Annotated in this window: 17 protein-coding genes; 3 read left to right on the top strand and 14 right to left on the bottom strand. The window is 45.8% G+C overall.

What is annotated here, in order from left to right; translation table 11 throughout:
- Positions 1–238: 238 nt before the first annotated feature.
- Positions 239–688 (bottom strand): GNAT family N-acetyltransferase, encoded by a 450-nt coding sequence (locus BVG16_RS31515; RefSeq protein WP_078503159.1) that lies wholly within the window; start codon positions 686–688, stop codon positions 239–241.
- Between the two features lie 287 nt (positions 689–975).
- Positions 976–1,722 carry a class I SAM-dependent DNA methyltransferase gene (locus BVG16_RS31510; protein ID WP_233147232.1) on the bottom strand — a complete coding sequence of 249 codons (747 nt, stop codon included), beginning with the start codon at positions 1,720–1,722 and terminating at the stop codon, positions 976–978.
- Between the two features lie 428 nt (positions 1,723–2,150).
- On the opposite strand from BVG16_RS31510, the gene BVG16_RS34160 reads away from it, so the two are divergent.
- The gene (locus BVG16_RS34160) at positions 2,151–2,513 is read left to right on the top strand and encodes a heme-binding protein (RefSeq protein WP_158081855.1); all 363 of its coding nucleotides are present in this window, start codon (positions 2,151–2,153) and stop codon (positions 2,511–2,513) included.
- Entirely contained in the window at positions 2,432–3,226 is a 795-nt protein-coding gene (locus tag BVG16_RS31500; protein WP_078503156.1) for an SDR family NAD(P)-dependent oxidoreductase, read from the top strand. Before BVG16_RS34160 ends, BVG16_RS31500 begins: the two co-directional genes overlap by 82 nt.
- 91 nt (positions 3,227–3,317) lie before the next feature.
- On the opposite strand, the gene BVG16_RS33930 is transcribed toward BVG16_RS31500, so the two are convergent.
- From BVG16_RS33930 to BVG16_RS31490, 3 genes are all read right to left on the bottom strand, one after another.
- Entirely contained in the window at positions 3,318–3,500 is a 183-nt protein-coding gene (locus BVG16_RS33930) for a GyrI-like domain-containing protein (protein ID WP_332888826.1), read from the bottom strand.
- Positions 3,501–3,607: 107 nt separating this feature from the next.
- Positions 3,608–3,841, bottom strand: coding sequence for a hypothetical protein (locus tag BVG16_RS33605; protein WP_233147230.1), 234 nt, complete (start codon positions 3,839–3,841; stop codon positions 3,608–3,610).
- 56 nt (positions 3,842–3,897) lie between these two features.
- A complete protein-coding gene (locus tag BVG16_RS31490; RefSeq protein ID WP_078503155.1) occupies positions 3,898–4,191 on the bottom strand; it encodes a GNAT family N-acetyltransferase in 294 nt (97 codons plus the stop codon).
- 199 nt (positions 4,192–4,390) lie between these two features.
- On the opposite strand from BVG16_RS31490, the gene BVG16_RS31485 reads away from it, so the two are divergent.
- Entirely contained in the window at positions 4,391–5,131 is a 741-nt protein-coding gene (locus BVG16_RS31485) for a class I SAM-dependent methyltransferase (RefSeq protein ID WP_078503154.1), read from the top strand.
- Between the two features lie 283 nt (positions 5,132–5,414).
- Here the strand turns inward: BVG16_RS31485 and BVG16_RS31480 are convergent, their stop codons facing one another.
- The 9 genes from BVG16_RS31480 to BVG16_RS31440 all read right to left on the bottom strand — a co-directional run bounded on the left by BVG16_RS31480 (position 5,415) and on the right by BVG16_RS31440 (position 19,530).
- Complete coding sequence (locus tag BVG16_RS31480) at positions 5,415–6,164, bottom strand: basic secretory protein-like protein (protein ID WP_078503153.1); 750 nt, start codon at positions 6,162–6,164, stop codon at positions 5,415–5,417.
- 484 nt (positions 6,165–6,648) lie between these two features.
- On the bottom strand, positions 6,649–8,886 hold the full coding sequence (locus tag BVG16_RS31475) for a chondroitinase-B domain-containing protein (protein WP_158081854.1): 2,238 nt from the start codon (positions 8,884–8,886) through the stop codon (positions 6,649–6,651).
- 178 nt (positions 8,887–9,064) lie between these two features.
- Positions 9,065–10,189 (bottom strand): glycoside hydrolase family 88 protein, encoded by a 1,125-nt coding sequence (locus BVG16_RS31470; RefSeq protein ID WP_078503151.1) that lies wholly within the window; start codon positions 10,187–10,189, stop codon positions 9,065–9,067.
- 31 nt (positions 10,190–10,220) lie between these two features.
- Positions 10,221–11,108, bottom strand: coding sequence for a carbohydrate ABC transporter permease (locus BVG16_RS31465; RefSeq protein ID WP_078503172.1), 888 nt, complete (start codon positions 11,106–11,108; stop codon positions 10,221–10,223).
- Between the two features lie 16 nt (positions 11,109–11,124).
- Positions 11,125–11,979 carry an ABC transporter permease gene (locus BVG16_RS31460; RefSeq protein WP_233147233.1) on the bottom strand — a complete coding sequence of 285 codons (855 nt, stop codon included), beginning with the start codon at positions 11,977–11,979 and terminating at the stop codon, positions 11,125–11,127.
- A gap of 192 nt (positions 11,980–12,171) precedes the next feature.
- Positions 12,172–13,836 (bottom strand): extracellular solute-binding protein, encoded by a 1,665-nt coding sequence (locus tag BVG16_RS31455; protein ID WP_078503149.1) that lies wholly within the window; start codon positions 13,834–13,836, stop codon positions 12,172–12,174.
- 155 nt (positions 13,837–13,991) lie between these two features.
- Positions 13,992–16,319, bottom strand: coding sequence for a helix-turn-helix domain-containing protein (locus BVG16_RS31450; RefSeq protein ID WP_078503148.1), 2,328 nt, complete (start codon positions 16,317–16,319; stop codon positions 13,992–13,994).
- A 20-nt stretch (positions 16,320–16,339) separates the two neighbouring features.
- Positions 16,340–18,598 (bottom strand): glycosyl hydrolase family 95 catalytic domain-containing protein, encoded by a 2,259-nt coding sequence (locus tag BVG16_RS31445; RefSeq protein WP_078503147.1) that lies wholly within the window; start codon positions 18,596–18,598, stop codon positions 16,340–16,342.
- Between the two features lie 281 nt (positions 18,599–18,879).
- On the bottom strand, positions 18,880–19,530 hold the full coding sequence (locus BVG16_RS31440; RefSeq protein WP_078503146.1) for an IS3 family transposase: 651 nt from the start codon (positions 19,528–19,530) through the stop codon (positions 18,880–18,882).
- Between the last annotated feature and the right edge of the window lie 29 nt (positions 19,531–19,559).

Below are 19,559 nucleotides of genomic sequence, written 5' to 3'. Positions count from 1 at the left end.
AATGTTGGATAACATGAAGGTGGCTTATACATCAAAGCAGAGGACATCCGCGCCTTCAACGCGCTTTATCAGGCTGCTGTCCGTTAATCCATAAATAAACTACGACTAATTTTCGCAACCGTGGCATGTTTTTGCTTCGCTCATTGGTTATGAATACATGTTCTTGTCCCTAGACACATCGGCTAATAGACCAGACGCCTGTGATGGTTTATGCGCATGTTACTCTTTATCGTTTTAACTATAAGCGAGCAGATTCCATTCGTTTAATAAATCCAGTTTTAGTGCCCATGTATCCTACTGACTCATAAAATCTATGTGCTTGTTCTCGGTTTCCACCAGAAGCCAATATTATGTAAGAACAGTGCATTTTATTAGCAAAATCCTCAAGTGTAGCCATGAGGATCTTACCAATTCCCTTTCCTTGATACGTTGACGAAACCACAACATTTTCTACCAACAAATATGGTTGACACTCTCCTACAATATCCGGGCATACGATTCCCATAGCTGTTCCAATTACCTTTTCGTCTTTACATGCAACTGCAACATAGTAGTTTGGCTGTGTCGAAATAATCTCTAACTGATTTTGCATCTTTGCAATGTTGGAATCAGTTCCAATAAACTCAATGAATAATTCAGACAAGTCATTAGCATCTTCAATTCTTGCCTTTCTTACGCTTATATCCATACACTCATCTCCAACGATTTTTTTGTCATTCTTTACAAGAATTTCCGATAACGTTTGTGTATCTATGAACGAGAGGCATAAGGCGTAAACGGTACTGGGTCAAATGGACTTAGCCTCGCTGAGCTATCTGCCTGTAGGTTAAGCACGAATGAGGTGATCGGTCAAATATCTATGTTTTTGTCATTGACCGATTGAATTATTAATGCGAAAAGTATGCTAAACTTAGGATCACCAAAAATCCCCTCGACCTGAGGGGATTTTTTCTATTGCAATGCATTACGTCTCACCTAACATTTCCTACAAACGCTAATGATAGATGAAGATGACGGAGAGAACGGCGTTTTATCCCAGTCAGCATATTGATGTTCGACGCGAAAGCCGTGACGGGTTAATAAAGAATGCAGCGTATCCTGATCCGTGAACCGACAAGCAATTCGGGAAGTCGTTCGCTTATACCCCCAATCACGCATCGTGACCCAATGCATGATATGCTGGCTAGCATCGTAACATTGTGTGCCTGATACCTTGACGTTATTCCCATCCTTATCAATAAATGATCCCCATTCTGTCTCCTCTTGATCGGATAAATCCGTTCCCTCCGGATTACGGGTCTCGAATGCAAAGATTCCATGGGGTTGTAAATGTTTGTGAACGGTCGTGAGCAAATCGAGTTGATCTTGATCACTTAAGAATGCCTGAAAAGCATTACCAGTCAAATAAATCATCGAAAATCGCTTATCCGATTCGAAGGTCCGGGCATCGCCTTCCATAAAAGTAACAGTCAACCCTTCCGCCTTCAACCGCGCATATGCGAGCATCTCTGAAGAGATATCTACACCGGTCATCGTTATGCCGGCTTTCGACAGGGGTATCGTTGTTAAGCCTGTACCACAAGCAAGTTCTAACACTTCCCCAGGACTCGATCTAGCAAGCTCAAGATAGAACTGATATTTGTCTATTTCACCGTCAAATTCAAGATCGTAATTTACCGGATCTTGATATTCTTCAAGATTGCTATGTTCAATCAACGCCACTCCCCCTTTCATTTCTTGTTCGAATTGCCAAAATGAATCTATTGAGTAAAATAAACACAGTATTATTTTACTATTTTTTTGATAATCCGTTTGGTAATAAATAGTTATAATCAATTTTTATCTAACCTTACATAACTACTCTTTAAGTCGATAATCACTACGCTATCCAGCCCGTTACTTCAATGAAAACGGCAGCTGATCGTTTGACCGGCTGCCTTTATATCATGATTTAACTATCGTTCCTCGTTAACTTAAATAGGCACTTTTTAGTACCTATATCACAAAAAAGTGCGTACTTTTCATATGATTTGTTATATATCATAATAACATTCATCAGCCAGAAGGTACTTATAGAACCAATGAGGTGATGGATATGAGTATCGAATCTTTTGAACAAAAATTGGAAATAGTAATTTAAAATAATCGATTTGGCGAAGGAAGCAGGACAATCGATTGCTGTAGATATCACGAATCATGGTGTACAAATATTCCACTTTATGATGACAGGAACAACTCAGGTTAATAACGAATGGATTGAACGCAAACGTCGGGTCGTTTCGCTAAGTAATCATAGGTCCTATTATCTTGAAATCGAAGGGGCAAAAACCGGCATCACTTACAATGATAGAAATCTTTTGGATGCCTCGATTTACGGCCTATTAATAACATTACGGTTAATATCCATATTAAAATTGTTGGAGGAATACGCGTGCAACTTCATTTACAAGGAAAAACAGCACTTGTTACGGGGTCTACGGCAGGAATCGGAAAAGCGATCGCCGCATCATTAGCAGCTGAAGGCGCCAAGGTACTTATTAATGGGCGTAGTGAAGAAAAAGTGATTAACACGATCCAGGAAATTCAAGACCGGCATGCCGGCGCTAAACTCGAATCCGTAGTCGCGGATCTAGGGACTGAGCAAGGATGTCAACAGGTGATTGAGAAATATGCTGACGTTGACATTTTGATTAACAACCTCGGCATATTCGAGGCTGCCGAATATTTCGATATTCCGGATGAAGATTGGTTTAGATTCTTCGAGGTCAACATTATGAGTGGTGTCAGGCTCTCCCGTCACTATCTAAGCCGAATGATTCAGAATAATGAAGGTCGAGTCATCTTTATTGCCAGCGAGGCGGCCATCATGCCTTCGCAAGAAATGGCTCATTATAGCGCAACCAAGACGATGCAGCTCTCGATTTCCAGGAGCTTAGCCGAGCTGGCCAAAGGAACGAATGTAACGGTTAATACCGTTATGCCTGGTTCCACTTTAACTGAAGGCGTAGAGGCTTGGTTAAATACTCTCTATCCTAATGAAAAAATGACAGTAGAAGAAGCTGAGAAACGATTTATGAGAGAGAATCGGCCAACATCCATCATTCAAAGGCTTATTCGGCCAGAAGAAATAGCCAACCTTGTTACCTTCTTAAGCAGCCCTCTTTCCTCGGCCATTAACGGTTCCGCTTACCGGATTGACGGAGGACTAGTACGCAGTGTGTTTTAAGATTCGCTTATAAAAAATGGATTGAGGAAATTCCTCAATCCATTTTTGTTTTCACGAAACTGTATGCCAGTCGAATTCAATATTCCGAATATCAGGGTTTGTTTACTGGGAATCTTAATACGGTTTTCATCTTTGACGGTTCAGTCTTACGGGGATCCGACAAATAAATTTCCCGATGAATTTTGCTTGAACGGATATATCGATGTTCAGTGCAAAATGCTTCCATTCGCAAAAAACTTTCCGGCTCATCGTCAAAGCTTCCCATATGCATCATTTGACAACTCAATCCCTCTTCCACATGCTCGAACCGAACTTTCTCCAGGAACGGATTTTGCTTTTTCCTTATCGTCTGTTCCAAAAATCGCTCGAACATTTCTTCAGTCAAAAAATCGGGTTGGCGTATCCAGTGGGTACATCTTCACTTTTGTAGGACATACGCACAGTATAGCTCATGCTGTACAAAGCTTCTGTTGCCTTGGCGAATTCCTCACCATTCGGATTCCCAGTTCCACTGACCATAAAAAATGGCATCGTCGGTACCACCACAATTTCCGGCACCGTTTTTGGCATATAGAATTGCTTATAATCTTTTTTATAATCTACCTTTTTGCTCAAAATATGCATCTCCTTTGTTTGAATATAATTCTATAGTTATTTGGTTGATAGATATCTTACAATTTCTTCTTTAAGAAAAACTGTTTTATATCTTCTGGGTATTCATCATTAACGGCGAAAACCTCATAGCCCATCCGCTTATAGAATTCCGGCGATTGATAGGAGAATGTGCAAGTATGAGCAAAAATACAGCCAATTTCTTTCCCTAGTCGTTCAGCTTCGGTTATCATGACTTTTCCATATCCTTTATTCCTATATTCATCAGCAATCCAGAATACATCAATATACAAACCGTAAGACCAGGTTTCACAAAATAATCCGCCTTCCCTATTCTTACCCTGCCGTTCCATGCTGGTCTTGTATAACCCACTCTTCTGAATTATTGCCACAGGATGGGAGATTCTAGGTGGATTTGTTCATAGAAAAATGGTACATTTTTGGGGGATCAATAGCGCAGAGTGTTCGTGTTCGATATGTGTTATTGGGATAACGCGCAAGTCGGGATATACGTTTAGGCTCATATAATTTATATTTGGGGAGGGCGTCGGCATGGACAAGAATTCTGTTTATAAAACAAACAGTTTCTATTGGGATACAAAAGGAAATGACTTCTTAGGAGCAATCGTGCTTCCTTTTTATGGAGCATTTGTCTCAGAAGAAAAATGCCAGCTTTTTGGCGATGTCTCAGGGAAAAAGATGCTGGAGATAGGCTGTGGAAACGGTCAATCCTTGCAATATCAGGGGGAACGTAAAGCATCTGAACTATGGGCTGTGGATATATCAGAAAAACAAATCGAAAAGGCAGCGCAACATTTGAAGACATGCGGTCTTTCAGCAAAATTGATCTGTTCTCCCATGGAAGAAGAATGTGGCATACCATTGGATTATTTTGACTTTGTTTATTCGATTTATGCCATAGGCTGGACCACCGACCTTGAGGGTACTTTTTCCCGGATCGCTTCTTATCTTAAAAAAGACGGTGTATTTATTTTCAGTTGGTCTCATCCTATACATAAGTGTGTTGTTGCAGAAAATAATATGCTTGCTTTTAAAAAATGTTATTTTGATGAATCTTGGTATTCGGTATCTCTTGATGAAGATGCGCTAACATTATCGGACCGTAAACTATCAACCTATGTGAATGCGTTGGCAAAAGCGGGATTTGTAATTGAGCAAATGATTGAGCAATCTGATGATGAAATTATGCAATCGCGGGACGATAACAGCGATTTTGCAAAAAAAGCAAAGATGCTTCCTGTAACTTTTGTAGTCAAAGCAAGAAAACTATAGTATCCGATAGCTTAATCATGACTAGAAATGAACCCGGGATTGCATCGAATTCGTAATTTCCTGACGGACGCTTGCCGCAGACGCACTTGTTTCCCTACCTTCTAATATCCCATGATATAAATAAAGCAACCGACGAAATCCCGTAAGCTGCTTTATTAACCCATTATAAGTCTAACCGGCATAATCCTCCACCACTGACTATTTTTGAATTGTTATGACCAATTTTAATGTGAACAGACTGCCGATTCAGCCGGCAGCCTGTTTTTATAATCCTTTATCCCGTTTACTCTGGTTTAATTTTATATTTGATTTTCACATAAGGATTGTTCATATATTCCGCCCACAAATCTTCAACTGATTGCCCTGTTATGTCTTTAAAATCATTAATATTGAAAGTATTTTGTTGCATTTGTTTGTTTAAAATATCTACTACTTTATTATTCTTGTTTTGTTCGATCCATAATAAAAAGCGTGCAGTCACTCCATAACCACCATTATAATTATCAGTTTTTTTGGGTTCGGTAAATTTCCAATCTTCTTGGTGAGGTCCGTATACATATCTAACATAATCTGCTATACCTTCTGTAATCCACCATGTCTCATCGTCATACCTTGGATACGATTGTACAATGTGAGTTAACTCATGTGTAAGTAGCCCTAAATCCCATGGATGATTAAGGATCCATTTAGAGCTTACAACAATCATCCCATCATCTGCATATGCTACTCCATCGTATGTAGGATCGAATTTTAAAATCACTTTTTTGGTTGCAGTTTTTGGATCAGCAGCATACTTTGTTAATAATTTTGGATAGACATCAAAATATAGTTCAACAAAATCACTAATAATAGGATTGATTGCGGGATTATCCACCTCATTAATCACTTTTAAGATATATCCACGTTTTTCATATTGTCCACCAGATTCAACAACATGAGATTTAATAGCGCTATCATTCGCCAAAACATGATGGGTACTTAAAGTACTTAAAAGTATAACTGCACAGACTACACTACTTAACAGCTTTTTCATGAAAGATCGATCCTCCTAAATCTATTATTAAGATTTGATAGATAAAATATAAGATTCTAGATGACTGTGCCTTTAAGCGGTATGATCTTTAATCAGCATGAAATCATGTTAACTTTTTAAAAAAACTTTATCCCTCCTTCCTTGTATGTTAATTTCTCATGCCCATCAAACACTTTGTCTTGACAATCCTATCTTCCTGTAATAAAGCAACCCACAGAATCCCGTAAACTGCTTTATTAAACCGATTATAAGTCTAACCGACACAATCCTCCACTGACTATTATTGATTTTATTATGACCAATTTTTACGTGAAACGGCTGCCGATTCATGCAGCCGGCAGCCTGTTTTTACATACTTTATCCCGTTGATTCCTTTTGCTTATAAGATTCTCGAGTTTAAACAGCCCGGTCACCAAATGATCGGGCTGTTTTGATGTAGGCAAATGTCAATTCGGAAACGTTGACAATCCTATTCGTAACAATCTCACTTCCATAAAGCCCCGGGACCCACGTCTGCAGTCGTAAGCGGGCGGTTCTTCTTAGGTCCGCCAGCATTGAATTCATCGGCACCCACATCCGGCGCATACCGCATCTGCCCATCCATGTCATCAAGAGTGAACAAGGGGCTGACGGCTGCATCAATGGCAGGACTGTAAACGGATAAGCGGATTAATCCGTCTATACCGCGGACCAACCGCAGATCTACTTTTTTGACCGTTCCGCCAACAACGGGATTGTTCGAAGCTAACGCAATTCCTTCAACCATATTGCCTTTATATTCAGGTCGTTCAGCTGCCGGAGCTTTCATCATTGCACTGGTTTCATTAAAGATCGTGCCTGCATTGCTGAAGATTAGATTGTTGTATATTTTCGTTCCTACGGGTTGATAGGTTCTTCCGCCAAGAGTGATCGCAGGGGTGCTGTCGCCTACATTGACAATCGTATTGTGAAAAATCTGGACGTTGTACTGTCTCCAATGCCCGCGCAGAAGCTCTGTTCTTTCCTCTTCCGGAAGACTGTTCAGCTCAGCGGTTTGCTCCTTATCTCCTCCCCATCGTACGGTTGGATTCGTTCCACCTTCAGACCCCCCGTCATGCGTACCGCCGTCAAGACGAATGACCTTGTCGGTTAGCCCCTCCATATAATTATTGAAGATTTTATGATCGTTGCCATAGATGCGGAAACCGCTGAGACCAGGTGTTTTGCCGTCTCCGAGAATAAAATTGCCGTAGAAGCTGTTGCGGTTGCCGTGCCGTGATACAATGCCACCATAGGAGTTGCGTATCGTATTATAACGGACAATGTTATCGCTGCTTTTCACCGAAATAATCTCGTCTTCCCCGTTTAAACCGTCAAATAAATTATGCTGAATGGTCACATGGCCAGAATACAGGGATAGACTAGATAGCCCAAGTCGGATCGCCTCCAGACCATTACTGACCCGCGGACCGATATCATGAAAATGATTGTATTCGATGACATCGTATTGCGAAATGCTTTGCCCGCTGTGCCCCTCTCCGTCATAAATCACTACTGCGCCAAAGCCCTTTTTTGGACCAATGTCGTTATAGGCGATGCGGTTATGGCTGCCCTTCCCTTCTACACGAATATAATGCCGGTTAGTCCCGTTATCCGTCAGCAGCTTATTGTCTTCATATGGCGTGGGCCCGTTGTACGCTTCTCCGCTCGGATCATAGCTGCTCTCGCCGTACCGACAGCTTCCTTCGACATTAACTAGGCACCATACGGAACGATTATCCACCTTGAACCTATACGGCTGGTTGGTCTCATCCAGAGTAAACGTATTGCCGAGAATAGAAATGTGGCTGGCACTCTGCAGCTGCACACCTGGGTGGACACCGGTCAGCGTACGGCTGGCAAGACCTCGCTCAATCAGAGTTTGGTTTCCCGCTTCATCCCCGATTCCGTTCTGGAACTTCAGTCCGCTCACCTCGACGTAGCTTGAATCTTCGATATGCATGTAGCTGTTGCCTGTGATTACCGCTTTGCCGGCTTTTGCTGCCGTAATGCGGATCGGATAAGCTGCACTGCCATGCTTCTTCTGAATCACAAATGGACCGTTTTGTTCATAGCTCCCATTCTGAAGTTCGATCCATGTGCCGTTGGTCGCCTGGTCCAGTGCCTGCTGCAGCTCCTTCGCTGACTGGACTTTAATATGCTTGAGTACTGGAGGTTCTACATCGTCTTCATTGACATTTCCCGCATCCGCAGGAGGCAAATTCGGCTCTCCCGTCTCCGGCGGGGTTCCCGTATATAATTCCACTTCCATGATGCTGTTCCAATTTCCCGAGCTTCCGCTCGCATTGTTTCCATAACCGGTAAGACGCAAATATCTGGCCTTCACCGGATGGTCAAGCATGTAGGTCTGCAGAATGCTGTCCTCGGCCTGAAGTTGACGGCTGAACTGCTTTTGGAATACGGTCGTTCCGGAACTGAAATCGGGTGAATCAGATGCTGTAATATCAAAGCTCGAAAGTCGTTCCCTTGCATTCAAAAAAGCAACTTTCACATAGGTGACCTTCTGCGCCTTCCCTAGATCGAATTGAAGCCATTCTCCCTGTCCGGATGCCGACCATCGGCTTTGCTGGCTGACCTCATCCTCTCCCCAGATCCCGTCCAATACATTGGCAGGTACGAAATTGGTATTCGGCTGGGATGAGCTGGCCGTGATACCACTTACCATCAGTTTCTCTAGTTTCATTTCGTCTCCTCCCGTCTCGCTTGCGGCTCCCATAACATGTGATGGTTGTAGTGTTAGTGATCCCAGGATCAGCAGAAAAGCCAATATCTGGCAGATTCCAGCGAAATTTCGACATTTCCACATTTTTGTCAATAACGTATCCAATACACTCCACCTCTTCTCTTAACCAACTAAAATGCTAAAATGTACGGTGGGACCAGCCGCGAAGTTTGGCCAGCGTCTCCACATAATAATAATCCCCGTAAATCAAAGACACATTGACATTAACACCCTCGGGCTTATGACCTGTCGCGCCGTACAGAATGCCTTCATGGCCAGTATCACGGAATGCTGAATATTCCTCAGATAAAGAAGCAAGTATGCGTTCAGCGGCTTGATGGTATACGGCCCCTACTTCCGGAGCGGTTAAGGTAGCAAGCTCGAGCAAACCAGAAGCGGCTATTGCCGCAGCGGAAGTATCTCGCGGCTCCGCTACCTGGTTCGGCACACGGAAGTCCCAAGGCGGAACATGATCCTCCGGTAAAGAGGCAATAAAGTGATGGGCTACCCGCTGGGATGCATGAAGGTACCTGATATCTCCGGTAAACCGGTACGTGTTCGCCATACCGTACAACGCCCAAGCATTCCCTCTTGACCAGCAGGAATCCGGCGCGTAACCCTGCCCGCCTTTATATTCCAGCAGCTCGCCGTTTGCCGGATCAAACACCGCTACGTGGCAGGTGGATCCGTCGGGCCGGATCATATGCTTTAAAGCCATGTCAGCATGTGCTTTGGCAATATGGGTGAAACGCGGATCACCGCTTTCCTCTGCGGCCCAGAATAGAATAGACAAATTCATGAGGCAGTCAATGATTGCCCAGCCCGGCAAATCCTTGTTCCATGCCCGTAGATATTGTCCAGCTAGGTTAAAGCGTCCGGCCAGGAAGTTGGCGGCTGCTAATCCTCTCCGTCTGCTGTCTGGATCGCCGGTTAGCTTATATTTCAGAACTGAGGTCGGCAGAAATTGAAAACCGACGTCATGATGAAAACGGTTCTCTTCGAGCATCAGCCGCTCTATGTGGATATCCCATTCCCATGCGGCGTTCCGGTACTTCTCATCCCCCGTTATGTCATAGTAGATCCATAGCATCCCTGGCCAAAAACCTGATATCCAATTGTCCAGCGCCAATCCATCATATTCCCCGCCCTTCGCGGCATGCGGAGCCAGCTCTGGTCCTTTGGCCATTAACCGGTCCACTTTTTGCTGAGCCTCCCTCCACCATCCTTCGAGTTTGGGATCACTTCCAGTCGCAAGCTTATTCATAACGTACCTCCCTAGATTATTTCAGTAATGTTTAGCCTTTAATAGCGCCGATCATGGCACCTTTGACGAAATATTTTTGCAAAAACGGGTATACGAACAGAATCGGAACGGTAGCCACGATAATGGTCGCGTGTTTAAGTGTCTCACCTATAACCGCTACCTCCCCGCCGCTTGCGCCTGTCGCCATCGAGCTGGCATCATTTAGCAGCAGCAACTCGCGTAAGACTAGCTGAAGCGGGTAAAGGGAACGGTCCTGTACATATATCATCGCGTTAAACCATGAATTCCAGTGGCTGACCCCGTAATATAGCAGCATGACGGCCATGACAGGCATGCACAGCGGAATCATGATGCGGAACAGGATCACGAACTCATTGGCCCCGTCGATTTTCGCCGATTCCTCCAAGCTGTCCGGCACGGCTTCGAAAGCGGTTCTCATAATGATCAGATTGAATGCCGATATCGCCTGCGGGATGATCAGTGACCATAACGTGTTAGTCAGCCCGAGCCCTTTTACCGTGAAATATAAAGGAATGAGCCCCCCGTTAAAAAACATCGTAAACACGATAAACAGCATGAGCTGCTTGCGGTAGCGAAGACCTTTCCGCGATAACGCATACGCCCCAAAGGCCGTAAGAATAATATTCAGCACAAGCCCGCCTGCAAGCACGATAAACGTATTTAAATACCCTCGAATGATCATCGGATTCTCGAAAACCAGACGATAGGCATTGAAGTTGAAATGTAGTGGCTTCCACAAAATCCCTGAATGCTGCATATATAAGGTCGGCTCGCTTAAAGACGCGAACAGTACGTAAATCAAAGGATACAGCGTACAAATCGTTAATACCGTCAGCAGGGTATAGTTAAAGACATCAAATATCTTCCCGCCGATGGATGCTCCTTCCCTTCTTCGCATCATGTGTTCATTCCCCCTACCACAAGCTCGTATTGTTCATCTTCCGGCTCAGCCAGTTGGAGCATATGACCAGCGTAAAATTAATTGCAGAGTTGAATAGTCCCACGGCCGAGCCGAAGCTGTAATCGAATTCCTGCAGTCCCATGCGGTATACATAAGAACTGATCACATCCGCCGTATCGTAAATGGATGGATTGTAGAGTAGAATGATTTTCTCGCCGCCGACATTCATGATTCTGCCCATCTCGAGGATGAACAGGATGATAATCGTGGGCAGGATTCCCGGCAAAGTCACATGATGCATCTGCTTCCAGCGACTTGCCCCGTCCATCCGGGCTGCTTCATACTGTTCCTGATCAATACCGGACAACGCTGCCAAATAAATGATGGTTCCCCACCCGATATTTTGCCAGATCCCCGACGAGATAAAGATGGTCCGGAAATATTCCGATTCAAGCAGCAGCGATACCCGCTCCCAGCCAAAAAACGACAACAGATCGTTAATGATCCCGTCACTCATCGTAAACTCTTTGATAATGCCGCAAACGACAACCAGCGAGATAAAATGGGGCATGTACGTTAATGTCTGCACCGTGCGCTTGAACACCGTTTTCCTCACTTCGTTTAACAAAAGGGCCAGAATCAGCGGTGCGGGAAAACCGAAAACAAGCTCATAAAAGCTGATTAACAGCGTATTCTTGATAACGCGCCAGAAGTAAATTCCTTGAAAAAAAGACTCGAAATGCTCCCAACCAACCCATGGACTGCCCATAATTCCGAGACGCGGGGAAAAATCTTTAAAAGCAATCAGAGCCCCGTACATCGGATAGTAGTTGAACACGGTGAAGTACAACAGTACGGGGGTAAGCATGATATACAGCCAGGGGTTTTTCCGGATATCTTTCAGCAGTCCCCACCGGCCTAATATTTTGGTACGGGCAGCAGGCAGCAGGGTCGTATGCTGCACTTGAGACGGATGTTTCGCCATGCCGTTGTCACTCCTCATGATCAATCTGCCACCCGGAGAAAGGTTTCTGTCACAGTCCCCTCCGGGCCGGCATCATTATCTCTTGTTATAACGATCCAATGCACTCTGATAGATTTCGACTGCCCGGTTGATGCCCAGCTTCTTGATCTGTGCAACGTACTGATCGTAGTTTTCGATCGCTTCCTTGCCGACGATGAACTTCACGAACATTTCTTCCTTGTAGTTGTTTACGTCCGTCATGATTTTGCCGAGTTCCTTGCTTTCTTCATCCGTCGGCGTCAGGAAAGCCGGCAATATATGCTTCTCTGCTTCGGTATTGGACCAAATCTTAACGGCTTCATCCTGCTCAGGGTACGTGTTCCAGTTACGACGCGAATCCGCTTCGTATGGGCCATTCGGCTTGGAGTAGATCGAAACCATCTGCTGCAGGGTGTATTTTTCATTATTTTTAATCTGATTGGTGTAGACAGGGGTTCCGTTTTCCATGGTGTAGCTCTCTCCTTCGATGCCAAAGTTAAATAGCATAGCACCTTCATCGCTGTAAGCGTAATCCAGCCACTTCGCAACCAGCTCCGGATTTTTGGCGGCTGTCGTTATGGCTTTGCTGGCCCCCGGGTTGTATTTGAAATCTCGCTGTCCAATAAACGGGATCTCGCCTTTATTCAACGACGGATAGGGAGCGCCCACGAGTTTAAACTTTGGATCCTGCTTCTTCATCGCATCCATCCACTTGCCTATGCCGCCGCTGAGTTGATGCACCGTTGCGCCGGTCTGACCTGTCAACATCTTGTTATCCAGCGCCTTCGAATCGGTAAGTGCAAAGTCCTTATCGAATAAGCCCTCCGCAAACCATTTGCGGAACAGTGTCAAGAAATCTTTATACTGCGGATCCACGGGACCATATTTCACTTTTCCATCATCGCCAATATAAAAAGAGTTGGACGTATGATACGCTCCAATAAAGGCATCACGAATTTCAAAGTTCCCTCCTGTGTACGTTACGCTAAGCGGAGCTTTCGCGCCTTTTTTCTCCTTAAACGCCTTCAACGTGGCTTCCCACTCGTCAATCGTAGTAGGCACAGGGAGATTCAATTCGTCGAGCCAGTCTTTGCGGATCATCGGACCGCGGAATACAAGCCCGGACGGATTGCGGATCATCGGGAATACATAATATTTCCCGCTGTCCGTTTTCACCATTTTGTTGAGTTCCTTGTCTTCTTCCAGCTTCTTCTTGAGGTTTGGCGCGTATTTGTCAATGATGTCATTCAGCTCCAAGATAACCCCGTCTTTGATCGCTTTCTCCGGTCCTCCGGGATAAGACCCCGCACTCCGTCCCGTCCAGTCATACTCGATCGTATCCGGAAGCTCATCCGAGGCAATCATCAGATTAAATTGTTCTTTCGTCTGTTGTTCATTCGGATGGATGTACTTCACATGAACTCCTGTATTCTCGGCAAGCGCTTTGCCGAATGGCGTATCGGCCAGATTAGGAAAGAATGTAACCGCGTTCATGTTTAGGCCTTCCCAAGATGAAATCCCCTCGCTTATCTTCAGTGGATACGTCGTGCCGAGATCTGAAGCAGCGCTTTTGTCTTCCTGTAGTGTAGGTTTTGCCTCCGTACCACCCTTGCCGCCTCCTTGGGAGCATCCCGCCAGCACCAAGCTCATGAGCAGGATACCCGTAACCCCCGTTTTTAATTGTCTTAGCAAGCTTTTACTGGCCAGAAAATATTGCGCCATTGCCATTCCCCCGATTCAGGATTGTTTAATGAATATTCTTGCAAAATGAAGTATTCGATACCCATTGTTCAACAAATCCGTAAAAGTGAACATAGACAAAACATAAAATCACAGGCAAATTGTAAAAATGCCTGTGATTTTCTTTATTGCGTCGCTCAATTCGCCGCCTTTTGATAGGCTCCGGGGGTGATGCCTTCGAATTTTTTGAAAGTCCTCACAAACGTGCTGACATCCGCATAGCCGACGCGACCGGCAACTTCAATGACCGTCAGCTTGTGTTTCTGTAGGAGATCCTTGGCTTCGGCCAGACGTGAACGGTTAATCGTATCGAGCAGCGTTTCGCCCGTGTGATCCTTATATAGACGCGATATGTAAGAGGGAGTCATCCGGAAGGCATCCCCGATCATGGAAATATTCAGATTGGGGTCATGTAATTGATCCTCTATGTAACACCGTACATCTTCAATCAAATATCGGTGATGATCCCTCTTCTCGGTTTGGATCCATTCACACACCTGGTTCAGTTTATCTTTCATCTGCTCCTTCATCTGCAGCACATGTTCACATGCGAGTAGCTGCTCCATATCGAGGAGATGCAATTCTAGTGTACGTTTACTTGTTACGCTCACCTCATCGAGCGTGTTCAGCATCGTGCTAGCCAGGTTGTACATTAGGCATTTCGCAAGTGGTACGGAAACAGGGCGACCCGAGAAGTTTTCCCTGAAAATATCCTCAAGCAGTGCTTCCGCTTTCGGGTAATTCCCGCTTTTCACCACATAAATCAGCTGCTGTTCCACGCTTAGAGGATAATAATAATGATGCTCCGATGCTTGCTTCAAATGTGTATCCACATACCGGATGAATTGCCCGCTCCCGAGTACAATCCGGTATTCAAGCGCATCCAGTGCCTCCTGATAGGACTGCGTAATTCCATATATTTGGGAATGAACCTCCCCAACCGCTATCGTCAGCTTCACCTGCATCTGCTCATCCATAAATTCACGAATCTGTGCCGTAATGCGCTGAAGGATCCGTTGCTCCTGTTCTTCAGAAATGCCGTTTTGGAAATTCACGACCGATGCAAGAACATCATTCATGTCTGTGGCGTATACGGCAACCTCGCCCGCTGACGTATCTTCAAGCACGTTTGTCAGGATAAAATGCAGCATTTGCTGCTTTTTATCCGACAGATCCTCCGAGCCGTATTGTTCGAATTTTCCGTATTCATCCACAGATACGAGCATGACGACAAACCGCTCGGATAGAAACCGGATGTGATGGGCGGCTAGAGATTCATGCAGGAGTGCATCCTTCTCCAAAGCCCCTTTAAGGAGCCTGCGGAGCAGATGGGCCCGGATCGTATTCCGGTGCTTGTCCAAGCGGGCACGCATATCTTCCTTTTCCGTAAAATAATCATGGATAGCACCTTGCAGAAAGGAATATTCGCTCGAGCCGCCATCGAAGCGCAGTCCGAATTTATGGGAAAGACTCTGCAGCATGACCTGGATGGGCATGTAATTTTTACGCAGAAATAGTACGCAGATGACGCCGCCGACCAAAAAACACAGCCCGATGCTGATCCAGGTCAGCTTGCGCATATACTCCATTTTCTCGTTGAACAGGGTTGCCGGTACCACGGATACGTATTTCCAGCCCGTAATTTTGGACGTAATATAGGAGACGGCCGCCTGATGTTCCTGTACCTCCTTATACACCATGCCCCGTTGTCCCTGAAGCTCTTCGTATCCGAGCCGCTGCGGCAGTGTTCCGGAATTATCCGGGGCAGCAATGTAGCGGCTTTCTGCATCCAGAATGAACATGCTTGCATCCGGATGCCGGGGAGCGCTCTCGATTAACTTGGCATCCTTCATTACGAATAAGACGACCGCAGGCGGCTGGCCCGGCATGTTGAAAACAAGTGAGCGCGCGAATACTACCACCGGGGCCACCGTGCCGTCATCCCAGTACTTCATCGGTGTATAAGCGTTTACATATTTTTGTTCAAATAAGCCGTTCCACTGCTCGAAAGTCGTATTTTGCTGCGGGCGCAGCTTTTGAAATAAACCTTCACGGTTCATATGATCATAGGTGGATATCACTGTATCGCTGTTCGTGTACCATACATAGATTTGATCAATGTAATCATTGGCGTTTTTATAGGTTCTCAGACTCTCCGAAATTTGAAACAGATCATAGTAGTGAGCATCCGACAGCGGAAGATCAATACTGGAGAAACTAGAAATATTGCGGTTTAACGCGATCTCGAGGCTCAGCTGATCCAGACCCTTCAGCTTGCTGTCAATGGACATTTCCATCTGCTCGAGCAGCAGATCATTCGCCCGGTTGGTTTCGGCCTTGACCTGATTGAACGAGATCGAATACATTACAAAACTGATGAGAATAGGTACCGTAAGAACGATTATATAGGATACCAACCAGGTTACAATCACGCTTCGGTTGTACTTGCGCAGCTGCTTGAACATAATCCGATACCTCCCGGTTGTTATTTGGGAATTCCGTATAATCGCCAAGGTTTCTTTCCTCCAAAAAAATTGCACATGCCGGGCTCAGCCTGTATAGGTGCAATTTCTCCGGGCTGTCTGCCGCCTGCCGCGTAGATAACCGCCTCCTCGCCTGGTTCCAACGATATTTCGATAGATTGATCCCCATGCGTCTTGTAATCCAGCGTTTTCCCTTGAGATTCAATCATGAATCCCTGTTCTAAGCCTGTGAAATCGGTAAGTAATCGGCAGGGCTCCCCAACAAGACTGCGGATGCGGATAAACTCAGTCCGTCCCGCTTTATAGACGGCGCTTACAAGAAATCCGCCTTCCGCGCGCAGATTGTGAATAACGGCTTCCTGCCATTCGCCTGGAACGGCAGGAAACACCCGAATCAGGTTTCCCCAGCTCTGGAGCAGCATATCCTGGATTGCCTCCGCGCCGGCCAGAGGCGTCTCGATGACCGGTCCCGCTTCTTTATACATCGTATTCGGTTTAATGAGGTGCATCAGGGTGCGCAGATAGCTCAGCGCCTCATCTCCGAGGCCCAGCGCTGCCGCTATAGAAGCCGCTCCCGTGAAGCTGAATCCGCGCAGATCGCCTTCCATGGCCATCCAATGTCTGAGTGTGCGGACCGCCACTGTCCGTTCTTCCTCCGAACGGTCGGCAATATGCAGCGGAAATACGGCGAGTAGATGGCTGAAATGCCTGTGGCCGAACTCTAGGCTGAGATCCTTCCCGATTCTGTAGCCTGCTGCCGGATCAACCGGTAGCGGCGTCAGACGGGCAAGAACTTCATTCCAACGCGCCCGCAGCGGGTCCTGAATCTTGAGCCCCTCCGATGCCTGCAGCAATGTTTCGCAACCCCAACGCAATAGCGAAAGATCGTAATGGGAATCACGGGTGGTGAGCTGTTTGAAGGAGCCATATTCAGGCGATACCATGAATGGCAGATGAAGCCTGCCGTCTTGCCCTTCCTCCAAAAGATGCATATACAAGCAAATGCTGCGCCGAAGGAGCGGATATAGGAAGTCACGAAGCAGCTCCTCATCCATCGAGTAACGATAATGTCTCCAGCAGTTGTGCAGGAGCCACGTCAAATTTCCGATTTCATCATCGACCGGACTGTTCAGATCGTAGCTGCTGCTCCGCCCGAGGCCGGCTGAATCACTGCGGAACGGTTCAGGAACGTTATGTATCAGTTGCTTCTCATTTTGCCGGAGCGAAGAGATAAGAGATTGTCCAAGATCAAGCCGATTCGCGGCATATATTGGCGAATAACTCATCTGAACGTTCATATTAAACCAAAGTCCCGGCCACGGCGTTGACGTCATCCACGGGCCTTGGTTATCTATGGGCAGCTGATTTTTTCTAGTTGCGGATGCCAGCTTATACATCTGAATCCAGTAAAAGCTCTCGAGCTGCATATCCGGAATCGAGATGAAGCTTGCGGGATAGTAATCATGCCACCACTGGCGATGAGCGGAAATCCATGAATCTAATCTGGACTCTGAGATATTGATCCCTTCAAGTTCCTGGCTGGCCTTTTCCCGGTCCAGATCGGAAACTCCATTCATTACGGTCAACAGGCATATACGTCGGTATCCGGCTCCATTTTCGCCATCTCCCTTATGCTCACCTACCATCCCGAAATCATGGAACTTCCATGCCGTTGTGCAGCCTTCGTCTCGGCCGTAGTGTTGAACACCGAAGGAAATCCCTCGCTCTTCGCTCCTCTCTACGGCAGTCTCGGGAATATATTGATTCAAATTAACCCCATCTGCATTTTTCAGTATCGGACTCACTTCAGGATAGGCGTACCAGTTCATTTTCGCCCCCTGTTCTCCCTCATCGGTGTCAAGTTCAATGAACATAACAGGCGATATGGCATGAACCAAAGCCCGTAACCTTACTTCTCCCTTAGTTGTAGGGATAAACGCCCGCATTTCAGCATTCCATAAATCAATCCGAATCTCGCAGGGCTGGTAGATCCATCCTTCCATTTCCAGTGCCAGCTCTCCGATAGGCACCCGCACGGGAAAGTTTTTGGCGCCGCCTGTGCGTGAAGCTGTCACGTCCGTACGTCCAAGCACGAATCTGAGCACATGACGCTGATCACGATGTTCTTCGCTGTAGATCATGGCTCCAAGAAGCCCGTTTCCTATAAAAGCTCCCTCGTCCCAGCTAATAGGCTTGGTCTTCCACAGCATGTCATGCCGCGAGAGAAATGATGGCCAATGGATATCTGTCTGAAAACACATTATTTTTCCTCCTTTTTGGGATGATACGTTTTTGCAAAGATGACCACTCTGTTTCCTTCAATCGATTCGCTATGTATGTATCCGCTTTCAAAAAACTCGATTCATCAGCCCCAAAAATGTATGATAAAATACATTTTTCCTTAATATGTAATTATCTTCTGTGCATAATATCGTAGCATACATCCTGGCGGTAATAATAGAGAAATCGATCGGTTTTACGCAAAAACAAAGAAAACCCAGGAAACTGGTCATACCCCTGTCAAGTAGACAGATGAAAAAAGCTAAGCTGCCAACGCGCATCGATATTCAATCGGTGCACGTTGTTTTAATTTGGCTTGAAAACGATGGTAGTTGTAATCGTAAATGTATTCTTCAACCGCTTGCTGAATTTCCGCTCCTGATTTACACTGTTTAAGGTACAGCTTCTCTGTTTTGAGATGCGAAAAGAAGGATTCGATGCATGCGTTATCCAGGCAGGTTGCTTTGCGAGAGTGGCTGCCTTTAACGCCGAACGCCTCTAATCGTGTGTTGTACGCCTGAGACGTATATTGGAAGCCCTGATCCGAATGGAGCACGGCCCCCGAGACGTCTCTTTTTCTTGTCCACTGCGTAACGGTATCCAGCACGAGTTGAACATCGTTACGATCTGACAATTGCCAAGCGACAATCTCGTTGTTGAAAAGATCTTGAATGACGGACAAGTAATGAAAGTTGGTCCCGTCTGAAATATAGGTAATATCGGTCACCATTTTTTGTTGGGGCGCTGTAGCATGGAATTGGCGCTTTAAACGATTCGGATACACAACAGAAGGTGTGTAACTGGACTGCTTCCGCTTCTTTCGAATGACCGATTGGATCGACAGCTCCCGCATCAATCGCCATACTTTCTTGTGATTCACATTGTAGCCTGCCTCCCACAAGGCGGTCGTCATGCGHGCTNDGRYANAGTATHNATSSGYAS

This window comes from Paenibacillus selenitireducens (genome assembly GCF_002021565.1).
In the GTDB taxonomy this organism is placed as follows: Bacteria; Bacillota; Bacilli; order Paenibacillales; family Paenibacillaceae; genus Paenibacillus_K; species Paenibacillus_K selenitireducens.
This window is presented reverse-complemented; position numbering and strand designations above follow the sequence as displayed.

Bases quoted from the DNA above. Each gene is read 5' to 3' on its own strand.
- BVG16_RS31445 (WP_078503147.1), bottom strand. From the start codon at position 18,598: ATGTGTTTTCAGACAGATATCCATTGGCCATCATTTCTCTCGCGGCAT.
- BVG16_RS31450 (WP_078503148.1), bottom strand. From the start codon at position 16,319: ATGTTCAAGCAGCTGCGCAAGTACAACCGAAGCGTGATTGTAACCTGG.
- BVG16_RS31455 (WP_078503149.1), bottom strand. From the start codon at position 13,836: ATGGCGCAATATTTTCTGGCCAGTAAAAGCTTGCTAAGACAATTAAAA.
- BVG16_RS31480 (WP_078503153.1), bottom strand. From the start codon at position 6,164: ATGAAAAAGCTGTTAAGTAGTGTAGTCTGTGCAGTTATACTTTTAAGT.
- BVG16_RS31460 (WP_233147233.1), bottom strand. From the start codon at position 11,979: ATGCTTACCCCCGTACTGTTGTACTTCACCGTGTTCAACTACTATCCG.
- BVG16_RS31515 (WP_078503159.1), bottom strand. From the start codon at position 688: ATGGATATAAGCGTAAGAAAGGCAAGAATTGAAGATGCTAATGACTTG.
- BVG16_RS31475 (WP_158081854.1), bottom strand. From the start codon at position 8,886: ATGAAACTAGAGAAACTGATGGTAAGTGGTATCACGGCCAGCTCATCC.
- BVG16_RS33930 (WP_332888826.1), bottom strand. From the start codon at position 3,500: ATGATGCATATGGGAAGCTTTGACGATGAGCCGGAAAGTTTTTTGCGA.
- BVG16_RS31440 (WP_078503146.1), bottom strand. From the start codon at position 19,530: ATGACGACCGCCTTGTGGGAGGCAGGCTACAATGTGAATCACAAGAAA.
- BVG16_RS31490 (WP_078503155.1), bottom strand. From the start codon at position 4,191: ATGGAACGGCAGGGTAAGAATAGGGAAGGCGGATTATTTTGTGAAACC.
- BVG16_RS31485 (WP_078503154.1), top strand. From the start codon at position 4,391: ATGGACAAGAATTCTGTTTATAAAACAAACAGTTTCTATTGGGATACA.
- BVG16_RS31470 (WP_078503151.1), bottom strand. From the start codon at position 10,189: ATGAATAAGCTTGCGACTGGAAGTGATCCCAAACTCGAAGGATGGTGG.
- BVG16_RS31465 (WP_078503172.1), bottom strand. From the start codon at position 11,108: ATGCGAAGAAGGGAAGGAGCATCCATCGGCGGGAAGATATTTGATGTC.